The sequence below is a fragment of the Tistrella mobilis KA081020-065 genome (assembly GCF_000264455.2).
Classification (GTDB): Bacteria; Pseudomonadota; Alphaproteobacteria; order Tistrellales; family Tistrellaceae; genus Tistrella; species Tistrella mobilis.
Genome location: NC_017958.1, coordinates 831189 through 850887, shown reverse-complemented (window position 1 = coordinate 850887; position 19699 = coordinate 831189). Strand labels below are relative to the sequence as shown.

Below are 19699 nucleotides of genomic sequence, written 5' to 3'. Positions count from 1 at the left end.
TGCATCTGATGAACATGGAGGTTCATCATGCACACCAGCTCACTGCTTCTCATCCTCGCCGCGATCGTCTCGGGTGCCGTCGTCCCGTTTCAGGCGGGCGCCAATGCGGTTCTCGGGCGGACGCTCGGACACCCTCTCTGGGGTACCGCCATATCGCTGTGCGTCAGCTTCGCCTGCATCCTGCCGGTCATGCTGCTGGCGCGCGTCGAGATGCCGGCCCTGTCCAATCTCGCCCAGGCGCCGCGCTGGATATGGATCGGCGGGATCGTCGGCGTGGTCTATATTACCGGTGCGCTTGTGCTGGCGCCGAAACTGGGGGCCGCCGGCTTCATCACCGCGGCCATCGCCGGCCAGATGCTGGCCTCGGTCATCATCGACCATTGGGGCCTGGTCGGCCTCCCGCAGAAGCCGGTCTCGCTGCCCCGCCTCGCCGGGCTGGGCCTGATCATTCTGGGGCTGATCGTGATGCAGCTGCAGGCATCGGGCGTGAAGCCGGCCGCCGGATCATGAGCCGGCGGGCATCGATCTTCCAGGTGTAAGTGGCGGGTAGCCGGTGCCTGAATGGGGATGAGGGGTGAACCAGGTCACCTCTTACGCCAGCCAGTTCTCGACATCGAGATCGGAGACTCTCGAAAACTCGCGGATGTTGGCCGTCACGATGATCGCATTCAGGGAACGGGCATGCGCAGCGATCAGCGCATCGTTGTAGCCGATGGGGAGGCCTTTGCTTTCCAACTCCGCGCGAATCATGCCGTAGGCAACATCTCCGGGAACATCAAAGCCAAGAACCGGTATTTCGGCCAGAATGCCTTCGACACGCTCCGACAACCGGTCGGAACCCTTCTTCGCACAGCCATAGCGCAGTTCAGCAGCCACGATGATGCTGGTGCACAAGTCTTGCTGGGGGATGCTTCACAGCCTTAATGCAGGCCCACCACGCGGATTGCGGACGACATCGGAAATGATGTTGGTGTCGAGCATGTAAAGCCGGCTCAAAATATATCCTCCGGCACGGTCGGCTGGTCCTCGATCTCAGGCAGTGCTGCGTCGATCGGCTCCCAACTGTCGAGCAATGCGACCAGGCCGCGTTTGCGCACGGGTTCCAGGATCAGCAGATCTCCCTCGCGCCGCAGAATGGCCTCGTCTCCCGGCAGCTCGAAATCCACGGGAATGCGCACCGCCTGATTGCGGCCGTTGCGGAACAGGCGAACATGGCGGATGCGCGTGTCGTTCATGGGGCAGCACCTCAGGCATATGTCCATAACATATGCCTTTCACGGAGCTGAGGCAAACTTCCGCCCGGATCATGGTGCCGGGTGGACGCGGCGCCTATCCCTGCCATCCCGCCCGCGCTGCCCGTGCCAGGCCTGAGCGCACCACCGCCACATGGAAGGGGCGGATCAGGGCGATGTACAGCCGGCCCAGACCGTTGTGGCAGCGAACCGCGGTTGCGGTCATCACCAGCCGCTCTCCCAGGCGGTCGGGATCGGGGGCCACGCGCACCGTCAGACGGAAATCCAGATGGCGGTCATCCTCGCCCAGGATGATCTCATCCGGCCGGGTTTCGTAGATCCGGAAGATGCCGATCCGACGGTTGCCAGGATCGCCGGCATCTCCGGCAGCCGCCATGCTGTCCGAGGTCTTGAGGCCGAAGGGGCGGACCAGCAGGTCGCGCAGCTTCAGCAGGCGCCGGGCCCAGCCGGCCTGGCCCGCGAACAGGACGCGCGCCAGATGTTCCGGATCGCCGCCTACGCCGGCCGGCAGGCCGATGGCATAGCAGTCGGCCAGATCCGCGCCGACGAACATCGGGCGGAGACGCGAGTCCTGGGGCAGGGGATGGGCGGTCGGGCGATACAGGTCCATGGCGGCGAGTATGCAGTCTGTGGCGGGCGGGGGACAGGGGGCGTCATCGCCTGCGTCAGCCGGCCGCAGGCGCGGGGAACCGGCTGTCGCGGCATCGGGCGGCGGCTGCTATTCTGCAGCGCCTCTCCCCCCAAGCCGGAGTCCTCGGCAGATGACCCGTCCCGCCCTTCTCCTCGACCTCGACGGCACCGTGGTCGATGCCGTGCCGGATTTCGCGGCGGCGATGAACCGGCTGATGACGGCGCTGGGATTGCCCGAGGTATCCGGTCCTGAAATCGCCGGCTATCTGGGCGACGGGCCGCGCAAGCTGGTGGAACGGGTGCTGGCGGCCCGCGACCGGCCGATGGACGAGGCGGCGCATGACCGCTTCCTCGCCGATTACACCGCCCATGCCGCCGGGGCGACCACGGCCTTTCCGGGTGTGCCCGAAACCCTGGATGCCTTCCGTGCTGCCGGCTGGGCGGTGCTGCTGTGCACCAAGAAACCGGCGACCGCCACCCGCACCCTGCTCGATGGGCTGGGCTTGCTGTCGCGTTTCGACGGCATCGGCGCCGGCGACAGCTTCCCGGTCTCCAAACCCGATCCGCGCCACCTGACCCTGACGCTGCAGGCGGTCGGCCTCGACCACGCCCCGGCGGTGATGGTGGGCGACCACCGCAACGACGTCGTCTCGGCCCGGGGCGCCGGCATGCCGGTCATCTTCGCCGGCTGGGGCCACGGCCCCCTCGCCATGGCCGAGGGTGCAGATGCCATCGCCGACCGCTTCCCCGATCTCGCTACCATCGCCCCGCGCCTGCTGGCGGCGCGGGGGATCGCTGTGGCCGTGCCACGGGTGTGAGGTCTCAGCCCTTCGCCGCCTCGACCGCACGGTCCAGGGCGTCGAGTTCCACCGCGCCCGGCAGCAGGGTGTCGCCGATCACGAAGGCCGGGGTGCCGCCGATGCCGAGCTTGCGCGCCAGATCCATGGTATCGCGGATATGGGCCTCGGTCTCGGGCGCGTGCATGCGTGCCTTGACCGCCTCGGCGTCGATGCCGCGATCGGCGACGATGGCGAGCACGCGGTCTTCGGTCAGGCTGCCCTGCTGGGTCATCAGCGCGGTGTGAACTTCAGGATAGGCCTTGGGGGCCACCTGGTTCACGGCCAGGGCCGCGCGGGCGGCGATCAGCGAATCCGGGCCCAGGATCGGGAATTCCTTGTAGACCACGCGGATGTCGTCGCGCTTTTCGATCAGCTGGTCGACCGTGCCCATGGCGCGGCGGCAATAGGGGCAGCGATAGTCGAAGAACTGGACCACCGTCACTGCCGCATCGGCCGGGCCGACGACCGGGTCGCGCTGATCGGCGACGAGGGCGGCCTCGCTGTCGCGGATCGCCGAGCCCTGGGCTTCCAGTTCCGCGGTCTGCTGCTTCGCCTGCCAGGCCCGGATGCTTTCCACCACCAGTTCGGGTTCGCGCGCCAGCAGGGCCCGGACCATGTCCTCGCCGGCCCGGGCTTCCGATGCCGGGTCCACGGCGTGGATACGGTCGATGACCAGGGTCGCGGCGGCACCGCCGGCAGCACCCAGGATCAGGGCCAGGGCCGGGACGAGGAGTTTCGACATGGGGTCTGGTGTCTTTCGGAGCGGAGTGGGGTGGTTCAGGACGACAGGGCAGGCGCCCCGTGGTCTCAACGATTGGCGCGGGCTTCCTCGCGCTGGCGCTTGACGTATTCTGCCAGATCATCGGCGCGCAGCTGGCCGGGAGAACCGACCGGCAGGTTGTCGCGGGCGCGGGTTGCCTGGACCTCGGCCTCGTCCCAGCGGCCGATCTGGGCGTTGTATTCGGCCAAGGCCAGCGAGGCCTGCGGCATGCGGTCGGCGCGGCCATAGGCGATGCCCAGCAGCCGCCAGGCGGTGGCGTTGTCGCGGTCTTTCGCGGTCGCGTTTTCAAGCAGCGCCTGGGCCTCGGTATAGGCGGCATCGGTGCCGGTCTCGATCAGCGCCTGGGCCAGGCCGACCGCGATCAGCGGCGCACGGTCGGATTTTTCCACCGCCAGCCGATAGGGCTTGATCGCCTCGGCCACCCGGCCGTTCTCGAACAGCATCTGGCCTTCCAGCTCGTGGAAATAGGGATCGTCGGGCTGTTCGGCGATCAGCCCGCGGATCAGCGGCAGGGCGTGGTCCAGATCGGCCTGGCGGTAATAGGCGATGGCGCGGGCATAGCGCGCGGGCACCGAGGTGTCATCGGCCTTATAGGCGGCAAAGGTGCGGCCGGGCGGGTCCAGGAAGCCGCGCAGCTTGGCGATCATCCGGTCATAGGCCATCTGCTGCTCGGGCGTCGCTTCGGCGCTGACACCCTTTTCCTGGGCCACCACGTTCTCGACCACCCGCACCCGGTCGGCGGCCATGGGGTGGGTGGAGAGGTACGGGCTCTGGCGGCTGCCGATCAGCGCGTTCTGGGTGTCGAGCTTCTCGAAGAACTGGAGCATGCCCAGTGCGGATTCGCCCGCCCGGTGCAGGAAGCGGATGCCCGCCTGGTCGGCCGAATTCTCCTGGGCGCGGCTGAAGCTCAGCATGCCGCGCTGGGCCATCTGCTGGCCGCCCATCGCGATCGCCATGCCGGCATCGGCGCTGCCGCCGGCGACACCGATCGCAAGCCCCAGCAGGGCCGAGGCGATGGCCTGGGCGGTCGCCATCTCGACCGCACCGCCGATGCGCGACAGATGGCCGCCGGCGATATGGCCGGTTTCATGTGCGATCACGCCCGCGATCTGGTTGGGGTTGTCGCTGGCCATCAGCAGCCCCGTGAAGATGAACAGGTGCATGCCGCCGCCGACGAAGGCGTTGATGGCGTTGTCGCGGATCAGGTGGATGTCGATCGCGTTCGGGTCGAGATCGGCCGCCTTGAACAGTGGAGTCGCTATCTGCCGGATGGTATGTTCCACCTCGGCGTCGCGGATGAAGGACAGGCTTCGCTGCTGCGCCGAAGCGGGGCCCACGGCACCGATCCCCGACACGATCAGGAAGCAGATAAGGACGGCGATGCGGAGGAAGCTTGAGCGCACGGTGCAGACCCCGGATGTCTTCACCGAACGTAGGGTCGCACGACACGCCCGTCAATCTCGGCAACCGTGGCATCTCCGTGAAGCACCGGCAGCTCTCGCGATCGTGAGCCTTGCCGTGCTGGCGGGCTGCGGGCCGCGCGTGGAAGTGGGCCAGGTGGATGCCGTGACCGGCTTCATCGGCCTGATCGCTGCCGACGAGCCACGCTCGGCGCTGGTCGGCCGCGACATCCTGTCGGCCGGTGGCAGCGCGGTCGATGCGGCGGTGGCCATGGCCTTCACCCAGACCGTCACGTTGCCGAGCCGCGTGGGGCTGGGCGGTGGCGGAGCCTGCGTGGTCTACAAGGCCCAGTCGCGCCGCACCAAGCCCAAGGAGGCGGAGCCGCCGCGCGCCTATGCCTTCATGCCCCAGGCCGCCGTGCCCGGCGAGACGGTGGCGGTGCCGGGCTTCGCGCGCGGGCTGTTCACCATGCATGCCGATTACGGCGTGCTGCGCCTGCCGCAGCTGGTCTCTCCGGCCGAGCAGCTGGCCCGGTTCGGCGCGCAGGTCTCGCCGGCCTTCGCGGCCGATCTCGCCGCCTATCGCGAGGTGATCTCGGCCTCGCCCACGCTGGCGCGCAGCTTCGGCAATCTGGCCCAGGGCAATCAGATGACCCGGCCGGATCTCGCCTCCTCGCTGGGCTCGCTGCGCACCGAAGGCCCGGGCACGCTCTATGCGGGGCCGCTGGGCCGACGGATGATCGAGGATTTCGCCCAGGCGGGCGTCACGCTCAGGGCCGAGGAACTGCGCGCCTATCAGCCCGCCAAGGGCGATGCGCTGACCCGCTCGCTCGGCAATTTCGACATGGTCACCATCCCCGGCACCGGCGGGGCGGCGGCGCTGGATGCGCTTTCGACCGTGCGCACCGGCACGGCGCTGCCGGTGGCCGGCCATGATGCCGTGCAGTCCGGCATTCTGGCCATCGACCAGTACGGCCAGGCAGTGGCCTGCACCTTCACCCAGGGTGCCCCCTTCGGCACCGGCCGGATGGGCGACGATACCGGCATCATCGCCGCGCGGCCGCTCGATCCGGCAGCAACCGCCTCGGGCGCCGCGGTGCTGGCGGTCAACACCAACATCTACAAGCCCTATATGGCCGCAACGGCGACCGGCGAGGGCGCCGTGCCGGCGATGAGCCGGCTGATCGGCAGCTTCTACGGCGGCGAACCGCTGGACGACTCGCTCGCCGCCGCCGCCACGGCCGGCGCCGATATCGGTGCCGCCGCCTGTGCCAACGGCATTCCGTCCGACGATCAGCGCTGCAACGCCATCGTCTCGCCCTCGTCGCCGGGGCTGGCCATCCGCTGATCCTCAGCACTTCGCGATTGGCATGACCGGGATTATGAACTTATGGTTTCATAATCCCGGTCGGATCTGTCGCATTCCGTGCAGGCCGTCCTCCCCCTGGGGCGCGGCCCCTGCAGAAGGATACCCCATTCCATGCCCGTTTCCCGTCGCTCGCAGATCCCCCCGTTCCACGCGCTGGAGGTGCTGGCCGAGGCGAATGCGCTCGAGGCTGCCGGCCGTCACATTATCCATATGGAAGTCGGCCAGCCGTCGACCGGTGCGCCGGCGCCGGCGATCCGTGCGGCCCGCGCCGCGCTCGACGGGCCGGCTTTCGGCTATACCGAAGGGGCCGGGCAGCCGGCGCTGCGCCGGCGGATCGCCGCGCATTACCGGTCGTGGTACGGGCTCGAGATCCCGATCGAGCGCATCCTGATCACCCATGGGGCGTCGGGCTGCTTTACCATCGCCTTCCTGGCGGCCTTCGATGCGGGTGCGCGGGTCGCGATGGCGGAGCCGGGCTATACCTCGTATCGCAATGTGCTGAAGGCGCTCGACATCGAGGTCGTGTCGATCGAGACCGGCCCCGAAAGCCGCTTCCAGCCGACCATTGCCCATCTGGAGGCACTGGACAAGCCGATCGACGGGCTGATCGTCGCCAGTCCCTCCAACCCCACCAGCACCACGCTGAAGCCCGAAGAGCTGGAGGCCCTGGTGCGCTATTGCGAGGCGAAGGGCATCACGCTGATCTCGGACGAGATCTATCACGGGCTGACTTATGGCCGGCCCACCCGCAGCGCGCTGAACTTCTCGCAGGCGCCGATCGTGGTGAACAGCTTCTCCAAGTATTTCGCCATGACCGGCTGGCGCATGGGCTGGATGATCCTGCCGGAAGACATGGCCCGCACGGGTGAAAAGCTGGCGCAGAACTTCTTCCTCTCGCCCTCGGCGGTGGCCCAGATCGCTGCCACGGCGGCCTTCGACGGCTATGACGAGGCAGAGATTGCGGTGAAGCGTTATGCCGAGAACCGCCGGGTGCTGCTGGAGGGTCTGCCCAAGGTCGGGCTGGGCCGGATCGCGCCGATCGACGGTGCCTTCTATGTCTGGGCCGACATTTCCGACTACAGCACCGACAGCATCGATTTCTGCCGCCGCATGCTGCACGAGGCCGGCATCGCCGCCACGCCCGGTGTCGATTTCGACCCGTTCAAGGGCCATCACTATCTGCGCATGGCCTTTGCCGGGTCTACCGAAGATATGGTGCAGGTGGTCGACCGGCTGGACGGCTGGATGCGCCGCAGCTTCGGCGTCGGCAAGGTCGCCTGACCCGACGCCAGCCGTTCGGAGACGATAAAGGGGCCGCCGGTCGAACCGGCGGCCCCATTATTTTGATCGTGGGCTTGTTTGGATCGCTGGCCGGAGCCGGCATGAGCCGGCTCCGGGGGCGACCGTCAGCTGCGGCCGCGAGAGGCCCACCAGCCGCGGCGCGGGCGCTCTGGCGCGCCTTCGGCCTCGATCACCGTCACGGCCGGCTCGTCATCGCCGGCCGGCTGCGGCTCGGCCTTCGTGCCGGTCTCCGCTTCGGTGGCCTCCGGTGCCGTCTCGGCGGTCGCTTCCTCGCGGAAGGGCGGCTCCAGCGGGGCGGCCGGGGCTTCGGCGGCTTCGGCCACCGCGGCGGCGGCCGGGCCGTCGATCACCGGCGGCTCGGCACCGGTTTCCACGGCGGTCACGACCAGGGCCGGCTCGGCCGCCTCCACCGCAGGCTCCGCCTTGCGGCGGCGGCGCGGCTTCGGTGCCTCGGCGGCAGCCTCGACGGGCTCAGCCCCCTCGACCGCCTTCGCCTTGCGGGCGCGGGTGGTCTTGGCCGCGGCGGCCTTGGTGGTCGCAGCCTTGGCCGCCGTCGCCTTGGCCGTCGTCGCCTTGGCGCGCGTCGCCCGCTTGCGGGTGGGGGCCGCCTCTGCCACCGCCTCGGCTTCGGCCGGGGCGTCCGCGGCAGTCTCGGCCACCTTGCGGCGGCGGCGCGGCTTCGGCGCGGCCTCGGCGGGCGCCTCGGCTTCGGTCTCTGCCTTCACCTTGCGGCGGCGCTTCGGCTTCTCCGGTGCGGCCACCGGCTCTTCGGCGGCAACCACCGCATCGGCCTCGACCACGGCATCGGCTTCGGGCACCAGATCCGCACCGACCATCTCGGGTTCGGGGGCGGGTTCGGGGACGGGCTCGGGTTCGCTGACCGGCGCCTCGGACTCCGCGGCGGGGGCGTCGGTGGCCACGGTCTCTTCAGCCGGTGCCAGGTCGACCGCTGCGGTGTCGACAGGTGCCGCTTCGGCGGGCGTCTCGTCGCTCGCCGGCCCCGTTTCGCTCACGGAAGCTGGCTCGCTCACGGGCTCCGGCTCGCTCACGGGCGCCTCGTCGCTCACCGGAGCGGGGGCGGCATCGGCTTCGACGGCCGCGACCGCCTCGACCTCACCCGGCCGACGACGACGGCGGCGGCGACGGCCGCGACCCTCTTCGGCTTCGACCACCTCGGCCACGGGCTCGACGACCTCGCTCTCCGCGCCGGGCGCTTCGACTGCCGGGGTTTCCGTTTCGCTCACCGCCTCGGCGGTCTCGGCCTCGGCGTTCTCTGCCTCGTCGCCGGCCTGCTCTTCGTCGGTGGCCTGCTCCCCGTCTGTGGTCTGGGCCTCGATGCGGACCTCGCCATTGCCCGGGCGACGCCGGCGACGCCGACGGCGACGGCGGCCGTTCTCCTCGGCATTCCGCTCCTCGGCATTCCGGTCGTCGGCATTCCGGGCGTCTTCGGTGCTCTCGCCTTCGGCCTCGGTCGTGGCGGTGTCGGCCTCGGTGTCACCCTCGGCCTCGCCGTCTTCGTCCTGGTCCTCGGCCTGATCCTCGCCCTCGGCGGTCGACTGGGTCTCGTCGTCGCGACGCTTCCGCCGGCGCGACCGGCGGCGCCGCTTGCGGCGGTTCCGCTCTTCCTCGCTCTGGCTGTCGGCCTCGGGCCGGGTCTCGGCTTCGGCCTCGCTCCGGGCCTCGGCGGCGGCCTCTGCCTCCGCCATCGCCTCTTCCTCGGCCTCGGCTTCGGCAACCTCAGCCGCGATGCGCGCGGCATCGGCATCGGCGGCGGCTGCCGAGGATTCGGCGGTCACCGGGCGCTCGCTGCCGGCCGGGCGCTCGGGGATCTCGCCTTCCTTGCGCTGGCGGGTGCGCTCCAGCTCGTAAGGCGTGGGCGGCGTCAGGTTGTCGGCGGCTTCCACCAGCACGCGGAAGACATAGCGGGCCTCGATATCCGCCAGCATGTCGCGCTTGTGGTTGAAGATATAGAGCGCAACCTCGGTCGGCACGCGCAGCACCAGCTCCTCGGTGCGCTCGCGGATGCCTTCCTCTTCCACCGCGCGCAGAGCGGCAAGGGCGGTGCTTTCCACCGACCGGACCAGACCGGTGCCGCCGCAATGCGGGCACTGCATGGTGCTGGCCTCGATCAGCGACGGGCGCAGCCGCTGGCGCGACAGTTCCAGCAGGCCGAAACCGCTGATCCGGCCCAGCTGGATGCGGGCGCGATCGGCTTTCATCGCCTCTTTCAGGCGCCGTTCGACCGCACGGTTGTTCTTGCGGTCGTCCATGTCGATGAAGTCGATGACGATCAGCCCGGCCAGGTCGCGCAGGCGCAGCTGGCGGGCGACCTCGTCGGCGGCTTCCAGATTGGTCTTGAGCGCGGTCTCTTCGATGTTCCGCTCGCGGGTGGAGCGGCCCGAATTGACGTCGATCGCGACCAGCGCCTCGGTCTGGTTGATCACCACATAGCCGCCCGAGGGCAGGCGCACGGTGGGGGAGTGCATCGAGGCGAGCTGGGTTTCGACCTGATAGCGGTGGAAGAGGGGGATGCGGTCGCCATACTGCTTCACCAGCCGCGCGCGGCTGGGCATCAGCATCCGCATGAACTCCTTCGCGGCGCGATAGCCGTCGCTGCCCTCGACCAGCAGTTCGTCGATGTCGTTGGAATAGATGTCGCGGATCGACCGCTTGATGATGTCGGCCTCTTCATAGATCAGGGCCGGGGCGCGCGACGACAGGGTCCGCTCGCGGATGTCGTCCCACAGCCGCGAGAGATATTCGTAGTCGCGCTTGATCTCGGTCTTGGTGCGCTCGGCGCCGGCGGTGCGCAGCACCACGCTCATGCCGGCGGGGGTGCCCAGCTCGGTCAGGGTCTCGCGCAGCTTCTTGCGGGTGCGGGCGTCCGAAATCTTGCGCGAGATGCCGCCGCCATTGGGCGTGTTGGGCATCAGCACGCAATAGCGGCCGGCCAGCGAAATATAGCTGGTCAGGGCCGCACCCTTGGTGCCGCGCTCTTCCTTGGCCACCTGGACCAGGATCAGCTGCCGCTTCTTGATGACTTCCTGGATCTTGTACTGGCGGTGCGGCTGCAGCCGCCGCCGGCTGGCGCCGCCGGCCGCGATGTCGTCGACGTCGGAACCGCCGACCTCCTCGATCTCGGGGCCTTCGCCGGCATCGGCGCGGGCTTCGCGCTCGGCATCCTCGCGCGCTGCTTTCTCGACCTCGCGGACCAGGGCTTCACGGTCGGCCACGGGGATCTGGAAGTAGTCGGGATGGATCTCGCTGAAGGCCAGGAAACCGTTCCGGTTTCCGCCGTAATCGACGAACGCGGCCTGGAGCGAGGGCTCCACCCGGGTCACCTTGGCGAGATAGATATTCCCCTTCAGCTGCTTCTTGGTCGAGGTTTCGAAATCGAATTCTTCAAGCCGGTTGCCGTTGGTGACGACCACCCGCATTTCTTCGGGGTGGTTCGCGTCGATCAGCATACGCTTCGTCATCGAGCGTGGAACTCCGGATATGACCGCAACGGGCGCCGGCCTTCGTCAGGCGGCGCAGATCCGTCGGGCAGGATGTGGAGGAACGACGCGCGGGGTTGCGGCCGTCGGCTGCGCGGGCGCCGGTCAGGGCGGCGGCGGCAGGCGGCACGGTCAGGCCCGGTGTCGGATGGCAGGGGAACGATACGAAGACGACGGAACGCATACCGCCGAGCGATCGGCGGCAGTCGAAGCCTCTCAGGCTATGCACCGGACGCTCAGACGGATGTGGCATCGGAAGACGCCTCAGGGCCCGTGCGACCGACGCTCTGCGCGAAATCGCGCGCGTCGTTCATGACCGTTCCTTGTTGGTCGGAGGGGCGCGCCGCGTAATTGCCGCACACCCCGCTCCGCCGCCGCGTCACAAGGATTTCGCTCTCCGCCGGCCGGCCCGGCCCGCTTGTCGCGTGGCCGGCATGCCCTGGGTCGTCGTCGTCCTGCCTCGCGGCGGGTTCAACCGTCGGCCGGGGGATGCTCCCTCCCGGAGCGGCGCGGTCCGATCAACTCGGTCCGATGCCTCCGGCCATACGGAATTCCGGCGCCTCCCATCCGGTGGTCGATCCTGTCCCAGGCGGGGCAGGGCCGGTGACCGAAGCGGAACGCGCGGCCGCACTATAGAACAGGTCGCGGCCCTTCCACAATCGCGCTGTTGCAATCCGGCGACAGGGCAAGCGCGTGTTGCGCAGGCATGCGGCCACATCGGCCGCGTCCTGCGAGAGCCGTTTCGGGTCGACCGTGGCGGACCGGCATGTCACACCGTGGCCACAACCCGTCGTGCAAGTTCACCCCCGGTGCCAACAACATGGATAAACGCATTGAAAGATTGGGCGACTTCCGCCTATAAAACGAAGGAGTCGCTGGTTGCGGTGTCATCGGAGCTACCCGTTCGCGGGCGGTTTTCGGGCGGCGCGGCCGGTCAGAGGATCAGCCGCCGACGCCTCCTGGAGCCGTCACATGTCCGCGCCTGCCATTCGCCAGACCGCCGACCATCTTTGCCGCATCTCCGCCGCTCCGCCGTCCCGGCCGGGGCGGGCTGCCGCATGGCTGGGCCGGATGGCGAAACGCACCATGGGCAGGGCGGTGATCTGCCTGCTGGCGCTGGTCGCGGTGATTGCAGGGCCGCTGCCGGGCGTCGGTCCGGAAGAGGCGGTGGCCGGCGAAACCGCCCGTGCGGTCGGCCTCCGGTTCGGCATGCATCCCGACAAGACCCGGCTGGTGATCGATCTGGACCGTCGGGTGGATTTCCGGGCCTTCACCCTGTCGGGCCCCGACCGGGTGGTGATCGACTTCCGCAATCTGGACTGGCAGATCCTCGACAAGGGCGAGAATTCGGGCGCCGGGCTGATCGCGCGCTATCGCGTCGGCCTGTTCGAACCCGGCGTCTATCGCATGGTGCTCGACCTGTCCCAGCCGTCGCAGATCGATTCGATGTTCGTGCTGCCGGCGCAGGACGGTCTGCCGCCGCGTTTCGTGGTCGATCTGTCGCGCACCTCGGCGCAATCCTTCGCCCGCACCACCCTGAAGGGGGAGCCGGAAGACCGGTTCGACGGCACCAAGGTCGCGGCTGCCCCGCAGCCGCCTGCGGGGCAGGCGGCGGTCGCCGCCGCGCCGATCCTGCCCGACGCGGCCAGGCCGCGGGCCCGGACCGACGGCCGGCGGATCGTCGCCATCGATGCCGGCCATGGCGGCATCGATCCCGGCGCCATCGGCATCACCGGCGTGCAGGAAAAGTCGATCACGCTGGCCATGGCCAAGGCGCTGGCGCAGGAGCTTGAAAAGACCGGCCGCTACAAGGCGGTGCTGACCCGCGATCGCGACATCTTCATCCGGCTGCGCGACCGGGTCGCCATCGCCCGTGCCGCCCAGGCGGAGCTGTTCATCTCGATCCATGCCGATTCGGTGCAGAACCCGCGCACCCGGGGCCTGTCGATTTACACGCTGTCGGAACGCGCCTCGGACGGTGTCGCCGCCCAGCTGGCCGACAGCGAAAACAAGTCCGACCTGATCGCCGGCGTCGATCTTTCGACCGAAAGCGCCGAGGTCACCTCGATCCTGATCGATCTGGCCCGGCGCGAGACCATGAACCTGTCGGCGCGCTTTGCCGGCCATGTCATCGGCCAGGTCCAGCCGCATACCGAATTGCTGACCAAGCCCGTGCGTTCGGCCGGCTTTGCGGTGCTCAAGGCGCCCGACATGCCCTCGGTGCTGATCGAGACCGGCTTCCTGTCCAACCGACAGGATGAAAAAGTGCTGCAGGATTCCGCTCATCGGGCGAAGCTGGCCCGCAGCATCGTCGGTGCCGTCGATCAGTTCTTCGCCGCCGAACAGACCTGGAGCCGTCTCTGACCCCCGGCCCTTCTCTGATCCCACCCCCTCTCTGAATCCCAGGCGGTCGCCGGGCCTGCCAAACCCTTCCGATGCCGTGTCATTTGCGTGGCTTGCAGGGCGGGGATGGTACCCCTGCGATTGACGCCAGGGCCGCGCGCGGCCACACTCCGGCTCCGCGACCAGGGACGGATCCGTCCGCTGGCGCCGCCCGTCAACCACATGGGAGCCGCCGGCCCTGGCCCGCGGCGTTGCACAGCCGATGAGCCTGATCCGCCTGCTCGGTTTTCTCCTGACCGGCATCGTCCTGCTCGCCATCGCTGGCGGCGCGGCGCTGTATTACGGCGTCACCATGTATGACGGCGATCTGCCGGATTTCGAGCAGCTGGCCGATTACAAGCCGCCGACCGTCACCCGGATCTATGCCGGTGACGGCCGGCTGCTGGATGAATATGCCCGCGAGAAGCGCGTCTTCGTGCCGATCGATGCGATCCCGGATGTGGTGAAACACGCCTTCATCGCCGCCGAGGATCAGAACTTCTACACCCATCCCGGCATCGACGTGGTCGCGATCCTGCGCGCCGCGGTGACCAATATCGACAATCTGGCCAGCGACCGCCGGCCCATCGGCGCCTCGACCATCACCCAGCAGGTGGCCAAGAACTTCCTGCTGACCAACGAGGTGTCGATCGAGCGCAAGGTCAAGGAGGCGCTGCTCTCGCTCAGGATCGAGCGCGCCTTCACCAAGGACCACATTCTCGAACTCTATCTGAACGAGATCTATCTGGGCTATGGCGCCTATGGCGTCGCGGCGGCGGCGCTCGCCTATTTCGACAAGTCGCTCGACGAGCTGACCGCGGAAGAGGCGGCCTATCTGGCGGCTCTGCCCAAGGCCCCGAACAACTACAACCCGATCCGCCGCGCCGATGCCGCCAAGGCCCGTCGCGACTGGGTGCTGAGCCGCATGGCCGAGGACGGCTACATCTCGGCCGACGAGGCTCGGGCCGCCGAAGCCCGGCCGCTGGTCACCCGCCCGCGCGGTGGCGAGGACCAGGCCCGCGCCGATTATTTCGTCGAAGAGGTCCGCCGCGACATCGCCCAGCGCTTCGGGTCCGACGAACTCTATGAAGGCGGGCTGACGGTGATGACCACCGTCGATCCCAAGCTTCAGGCCCTGGCCGACACCGCGCTTCGCGACGGGCTGGTTTCTTACGACCGCCGCCACGGCTATCGCGGCCCTGTGCAGAGCGGCGTTGCCACCGACGACATCGAGGCCGCCCGCAAGCGGCTGGAGGATCTGGGCCGCGACAAGCCGCTGGTGCCGGGCTGGCGCTATGCGCTGGTCACCGAGGCGGGCGGCAAGGCCGCGAAGCTGATCTTCGCCGACGGTGCCGCCGGCACGCTCGATCTCGAGGCGGTGAAATGGGCGCGGAAATACGTCTCGGTCGACCGGCGCGGGCCGGCGATCCGGGCGGTGGACGATGTGGTCAGCGCCGGCGACATCGTGGTCGTGGCGCCGGCCGACGACCCGACCGAGGTGGCGGCGGAGGCCGACCGCCGGGCCGAAGACGGCGAGGGCCCGGCGCCCAAGGCCGCCGCCGGCGCGCTGAAACTGGTCCAGGTGCCCGACGTCTCGGGCGGTCTGGTGGCGATGAACCCGCATAACGGCCGGGTGCTGGCGATGACCGGCGGCTTCAACTTCGCCGCCAGCGAGTTCAACCGCGTCACCCAGGCCCAGCGCCAGCCGGGCTCGGCCTTCAAGCCTTTCGTCTATCTCTCGGCCTTCGAACACGGCTGGACGCCGGCCTCGATCGTCCAGGATGCCCCGCTCGCCCTGGATCAGGGCGCCGGTCTCGGCACCTGGCGGCCGAAGAATTACAGCGGCCGGTTCTATGGTCCCTCCACGCTGCGCGTCGGCGTGGAACAGTCGCGCAATCTGATGACCGTGCGCCTTGCCCGCGACCTGGGGGCCGAATCGATTTCGGAAATCGCCCGCCGGCTCGGCATCGGTGACTGGCCGCCCTATCTCTCCACGGCGCTGGGCGCCGGCGAAACCACGCTCATGCGCCTCGCCACCGCCTATGCCATGGTCGTCAACGGTGGCAGGCAGATCCATCCGGCGCTGGTCGAGCGCATCCAGGACCGCGACGGCAAGACCATCTTCCGCCGCGACGAGCGCCCGTGCGAGGCCTGTTCGGTGCCGGAATGGCATCCGGGCCTGCAGCCGCCGGTGCTGCCCGATACCCGCGACCAGGTGTTGAACCCGCTCGACGCCTATCAGCTGGTGCATGTCATGGAAGGCGTAATCCAGCGCGGCACCGGCCGCCGGGCGCTGTCGATCGGCAAGCCGCTGGCCGGCAAGACCGGCACCACCAATGACAGCTTCGACGCCTGGTTCATGGGCTTCAGCCCCGACCTGGTGGTGGGCGTCTATGTCGGCTTTGACACGCCGCGTTCGCTCGGCGATAACGAGCAGGGCGCCTCGGCCGCGCTGCCGATCTGGATCGAGTTCATGAAGGGCGCGCTGGCCGATGCACCGGCGACGCCGTTCCGCACCCCCAGCGGTATCCGCCTGGTGCGCGTCGACGCGAAGACCGGCCTGCTGCCCGGCCCCGATACGGCAACGGTGATCACCGAGGCGTTCAAGCCCGGCACCGAGCCGACGATGGTCTCGGGCATGCAGGACGATTACGGCACCTATGGCGATCCGGGCGCCGGTGCGGGTACCGGCGGCACCCTGCCGGCCCGGCCTTCGAACCCCTATGGCGGCGCCGCGGCGCCGGCACCGGGCGGCCTCTACTGATCGGGGTCACCGCGATATCCATGCCGGCGCCATCCGCGCCGGCATCATCATCAACGGGAGGACGTGCGTATGCGCGCCGAGATCAAGTCGCTCGCCGACGAGATCGAGCAGACCTTCGGTCTGCTGAGGAGGTATCTTTGACTGGGAGAACGCGCTCATCCGGCTCGAAGAGCTGAACGCCCTCTCCGAAGATCCGAAGCTCTGGGATGATCCGGCGCGCGCGCAGAAGGTGATGCGCGAACGCACCCAGCTCGAAGGCGCCATCGAGCGCTATCGCAAGCTGGAACAGGCGTTCCGCGACGATCTGGAACTCGCCGAACTGGGCGAGATGGAAGACGATGAAAGCGTCGTCGACGAGGCCCAGGCTTCGCTCGGCCGGCTGCTCGACGAGCTTCAGAAACTCAAGGTCGAAAGCCTGCTCTCGGGCGAGGTCGACGGCAACGACAGCTATCTTGAAGTCCATGCCGGCGCCGGCGGCACCGAAAGCCAGGACTGGGCGCTGATGCTGCTGCGCATGTATACGCGCTGGGCGGAATCGCACGGCTATAAGACCGAGCTGGTCGAAGAGACCGACGGTGAAGAGGCGGGCATCAAGTCGGCCACCCTGCTGATCAAGGGCCAGAATGCCTTCGGCTGGGCCAAGACCGAGACCGGCGTTCACCGGTTGGTGCGCATCTCGCCCTTCGACAGCCAGGCCCGGCGCCAGACCAGCTTCGCCGCCGTCCATGTCTATCCGGTGATCGACGACTCGATCGACATCGAGATCCTGGACAAGGATCTGCGCATCGATACCTACCGGGCCTCGGGTGCCGGTGGCCAGCACGTCAACCGGACGGACAGCGCCATCCGCATCACCCATGTGCCCACCGGCATCGTGGTGCAGTGCCAGCAGGACCGGTCGCAGCACAAGAACCGCGCCACCGCCATGGGCATGCTGAAGGCACGTCTGTACGAACGCGAACTCAGGATGCGGGAAGAAAAGGCCCAGGCCGAGGCGGATGCCAAGACCGATATCGGCTGGGGCCACCAGATCCGCTCCTACGTGCTGCACCCCTACCAGATGGTCAAGGATCTGCGCACGGGGGTGGAGACCGGCAACACCCAGGCGGTGCTGAACGGCGATCTGGATGCCTTCATGCAGGCGGCGCTGTCGGCCAGGGTCGAGGGCACCTCCGGCGATGTCGGCGATCTCGACTGATGACGGCGCGCTTCCGGACAACCGGACGCCTTGCGACCGCGGCGGCTCTGCTCGCCGCGGTCGTGTCGTTTCAGGCCGGCCTGCTGGCGCCGTCCCCGGCCCGGGCGCAGCTGGCGACGCCGGCTGCGGCCCTGTGTGAGCGTCAGATCGCGATCAAGGCGCCAATGCCGGCACCGGTCGACGCTTCCGGCGATCTGGTCGGCAGTTTCGGCTTTCCCTGTGCCGCCGGTGCCGATGCGGTGCTGCCGGTGGTGCTGATGCTGGCGGGGTCGGGCCCCACCGATCGCGACGGCAACCAGCCGGGGCTGCGCACGGATCTGTTGCGCATGCTGGCGGAAGATCTGGCGGCGCGCGGCATCGCCAGCCTGCGGGTCGACAAGCGCGGCATCGGCGCCAGCCGGGCGGCGATTGCCGACGAGGCGCTGATGACCATCGACCTGCTGGCCTCGGATGCCGCCCAATGGACCCGTGCCGCGCGCAAACTGGCCGACGGGGCGCCGGTGATCGTGCTCGGCCACAGCGAAGGCGGGCTGATCGCCCTGCTGGCGGCACGGCGCGAGGCACCCGATGCCATCGTGCTGGCCGCGACCCCGGGGGAGCCCGCCATCCGCACGCTGGAACGCCAGCTGGCCCAGGCCCCGATGCCGGATGATCTGCGCCGTACCGCCGACCGGATCCTGGCCGATCTCGGTGCCGGCCGGAAGGTCGCCGATGTGCCGCTGGAACTGGCGCCGCTGTTCCGGCCTTCCGTTCAGCCCTATCTGATCTCGTGGTTGGGCATCGACCCCGCGACCGTGATGGAGCGTTTCGGCGGGCCGGTGTTGATCCTGCAGGGTGATCGCGACCTTCAGGTCACCACCGCCGATGCCCGCCGCCTGGCCGCGGGCCGCCCGAAAGATACCCGGATCGAAATCCTGGCCGGGCTCAACCATGTGCTGAAACCGGCCCCGGCCGACCGGGCGGGCAATATCGCCGCCTATACCGCTCCGGGGCTCAGGCCGGATCCGCGGGTGGCCATGCTGATCTCGGCCTTTGCGGGTACCGGCGCAGAACGTTGAGCCCTTCGGGCACGGGGCCGTCCGGGCCTCAGCCGGCGCCGGCCGGATGGCGCCGGGCGAGCAGGTTCATCGCCTTCATGCTCATCGCCACCTCGTCTTCCTGATTGATCACCTCGACCAGTGAGCGGACCATGCCCCGGTCGGGCTTCGACGCCGAGGGCCGGGCCTCCATCACCGTCACGCGGATCTTCAGCCGATCGCCGGGCCGGACCGGCCGGTACCAGCGCACCTCGTCGACACCGGGCGAGGCCAGGCTCGCCACATGCGACAGATAGTTGTCGATGAACAGGCGCATCATCAACCCGGCGCTGTGCCAGCCGCTGGCGATCAGCCCTTTGAACGGGCCCTTTGCGGCGGCTTCCGGATCGGTGTGCATGGTCTGCGGGTCGAATTTGCGGGCGAACTCCACGATCTCCGCGGCATCGACCTCCAGGCTGCCGAATTCGAACACCGAGCCCGGGACATAATCCTCGAAATAGCGGTCGTCGATCGGGGCGGAGAAGCTGGTGGTGGTCACGATCCGGGTCTCCCTGGTTGCGGGGCGGGTTGGGTATCGGTCATGAAACGGCTGGCACCCTCGCCCCCTGAAGCGGCGAGGGGTGGGGAAGCGAGCGGCGGGGGTGGCCGCAGATGGCCCAGTTCGCGGACCCGGGCGAGTGCGGCGCGGTCGATGGCGATGGCGATGGCAAGCGTCGGCTGGCCTGCCACCATCTGGGGCAGACCCAGCGGCCGCACCGCGAAGCCCGCTTCGTGAAATCTGGGCAGCCACCAGCTTTCGATCACCCCGGTCACCTCGCGGATGCCGGCATGGAGGCACAGGCTCTGCAGGGCGGCGAGCAGTTCGAAATAGGTCCGGCCCGAGCGGTGATCGCGCGCGACGAACAGCCGCGTCCATTCCAGAACATGGTCGCCGCGCGGTAGCGGGCCGTTGGTCACCAGATGCGGGAAGACCTCGCTCAGCATATGCGGCGCTGTGGTCGGGCACAGTCGGAAGCCGCCGGTCACCTCAGCGCCGGCCATGGCGAGCACATAGATCGCGTCGGGCCCGTCGAAGGCGTCGATCTCGCGGCCATCGGGCCGGGCCAGTTCGTGCCAGCCGCGCTCGCCGACGAAGATCTCGTGGCGGATGCGATGATGTGCCTCGATCGCCGCCCGGTGACGCCATCGGTTTGCGGCCCCCACCACACGGATCATCGCAGGTCCTCCAGGTTCATCGGAAATACGTC

At 68.8% G+C, this 19699-nt stretch carries 15 protein-coding genes and 1 pseudogene; 8 read left to right on the top strand and 8 right to left on the bottom strand.

Features of this window, described 5'->3' with window-relative positions; all coding sequences use genetic code 11:
• The first annotated feature begins 27 nt into the window (after positions 1-27).
• Positions 28-510: a DMT family transporter gene (locus TMO_RS27370; protein WP_014748312.1), complete on the top strand. Its 483-nt coding sequence runs from the start codon at positions 28-30 to the stop codon at positions 508-510.
• A gap of 81 nt (positions 511-591) precedes the next feature.
• Here the strand turns inward: TMO_RS27370 and TMO_RS27365 are convergent.
• The 3 genes and pseudogenes from TMO_RS27365 to TMO_RS27355 form a co-directional block, all read right to left on the bottom strand.
• A pseudogene (locus TMO_RS27365) lies at positions 592-996 on the bottom strand (type II toxin-antitoxin system VapC family toxin).
• Positions 993-1235 (bottom strand): antitoxin, encoded by a 243-nt coding sequence (locus TMO_RS27360; protein WP_014748310.1) that lies wholly within the window; start codon positions 1233-1235, stop codon positions 993-995. Before TMO_RS27360 ends, TMO_RS27365 begins: the two are co-directional and overlap by 4 nt.
• A 94-nt stretch (positions 1236-1329) precedes the next feature.
• The gene (locus tag TMO_RS27355) at positions 1330-1863 is read right to left on the bottom strand and encodes a DUF2867 domain-containing protein (protein ID WP_041607655.1); all 534 of its coding nucleotides are present in this window, start codon (positions 1861-1863) and stop codon (positions 1330-1332) included.
• A gap of 151 nt (positions 1864-2014) precedes the next feature.
• Here TMO_RS27355 and TMO_RS27350 point away from each other — a divergent pair, with 151 nt between their 5' ends.
• Positions 2015-2701 (top strand): HAD hydrolase-like protein, encoded by a 687-nt coding sequence (locus TMO_RS27350; protein ID WP_014748308.1) that lies wholly within the window; start codon positions 2015-2017, stop codon positions 2699-2701.
• Between the two features lie 4 nt (positions 2702-2705).
• Here TMO_RS27350 and TMO_RS27345 read toward each other — a convergent pair whose 3' ends face one another.
• Positions 2706-3464, bottom strand: coding sequence for a DsbA family protein (locus TMO_RS27345; protein ID WP_014748307.1), 759 nt, complete (start codon positions 3462-3464; stop codon positions 2706-2708).
• Between the two features lie 65 nt (positions 3465-3529).
• Positions 3530-4930, bottom strand: a complete 1401-nt coding sequence (locus tag TMO_RS27340) for a M48 family metalloprotease (RefSeq protein ID WP_051045637.1) — start codon at positions 4928-4930, stop codon at positions 3530-3532.
• A gap of 79 nt (positions 4931-5009) precedes the next feature.
• Here TMO_RS27340 and TMO_RS27335 point away from each other — a divergent pair, with 79 nt between their 5' ends.
• Both TMO_RS27335 and TMO_RS27330 read left to right on the top strand, forming a co-directional pair.
• Complete coding sequence (locus tag TMO_RS27335; protein ID WP_014748305.1) at positions 5010-6251, top strand: gamma-glutamyltransferase; 1242 nt, start codon at positions 5010-5012, stop codon at positions 6249-6251.
• 132 nt (positions 6252-6383) lie between these two features.
• Positions 6384-7553, top strand: coding sequence for a pyridoxal phosphate-dependent aminotransferase (locus tag TMO_RS27330; RefSeq protein WP_014748304.1), 1170 nt, complete (start codon positions 6384-6386; stop codon positions 7551-7553).
• Between the two features lie 125 nt (positions 7554-7678).
• On the opposite strand, the gene TMO_RS32795 is transcribed toward TMO_RS27330, so the two are convergent.
• On the bottom strand, positions 7679-11053 hold the full coding sequence (locus tag TMO_RS32795; RefSeq protein WP_145978474.1) for an Rne/Rng family ribonuclease: 3375 nt from the start codon (positions 11051-11053) through the stop codon (positions 7679-7681).
• Between the two features lie 990 nt (positions 11054-12043).
• Here TMO_RS32795 and TMO_RS27320 point away from each other — a divergent pair.
• The 4 genes from TMO_RS27320 (at position 12044) to TMO_RS27305 (ending at position 18473) form a co-directional block, all read left to right on the top strand.
• Positions 12044-13435 carry an N-acetylmuramoyl-L-alanine amidase gene (locus TMO_RS27320; RefSeq protein WP_014748302.1) on the top strand — a complete coding sequence of 464 codons (1392 nt, stop codon included), beginning with the start codon at positions 12044-12046 and terminating at the stop codon, positions 13433-13435.
• A gap of 241 nt (positions 13436-13676) precedes the next feature.
• Entirely contained in the window at positions 13677-16217 is a 2541-nt protein-coding gene (locus tag TMO_RS27315) for a penicillin-binding protein 1A (protein ID WP_014748301.1), read from the top strand.
• A 69-nt stretch (positions 16218-16286) separates the two neighbouring features.
• Positions 16287-17415, top strand: a protein-coding gene (prfB, locus tag TMO_RS27310; protein ID WP_145978473.1) for a peptide chain release factor 2 whose coding sequence is annotated in 2 segments (ribosomal slippage) — positions 16287-16355 and positions 16357-17415 — 1128 coding nt in all. Because the reading frame shifts where the segments join, the coding sequence is not laid out codon by codon here.
• Positions 17415-18473 (top strand): alpha/beta hydrolase, encoded by a 1059-nt coding sequence (locus TMO_RS27305; RefSeq protein ID WP_014748299.1) that lies wholly within the window; start codon positions 17415-17417, stop codon positions 18471-18473. Before prfB ends, TMO_RS27305 begins: the two co-directional genes overlap by 1 nt.
• Positions 18474-18501: 28 nt before the next feature.
• Here TMO_RS27305 and TMO_RS27300 read toward each other — a convergent pair whose 3' ends face one another.
• A complete protein-coding gene (locus TMO_RS27300; RefSeq protein ID WP_014748298.1) occupies positions 18502-18990 on the bottom strand; it encodes a MaoC family dehydratase in 489 nt (162 codons plus the stop codon).
• On the bottom strand, positions 18987-19667 hold the full coding sequence (locus TMO_RS27295; RefSeq protein ID WP_014748297.1) for an acyl-homoserine-lactone synthase: 681 nt from the start codon (positions 19665-19667) through the stop codon (positions 18987-18989). Before TMO_RS27295 ends, TMO_RS27300 begins: the two co-directional genes overlap by 4 nt.
• Between the last annotated feature and the right edge of the window lie 32 nt (positions 19668-19699).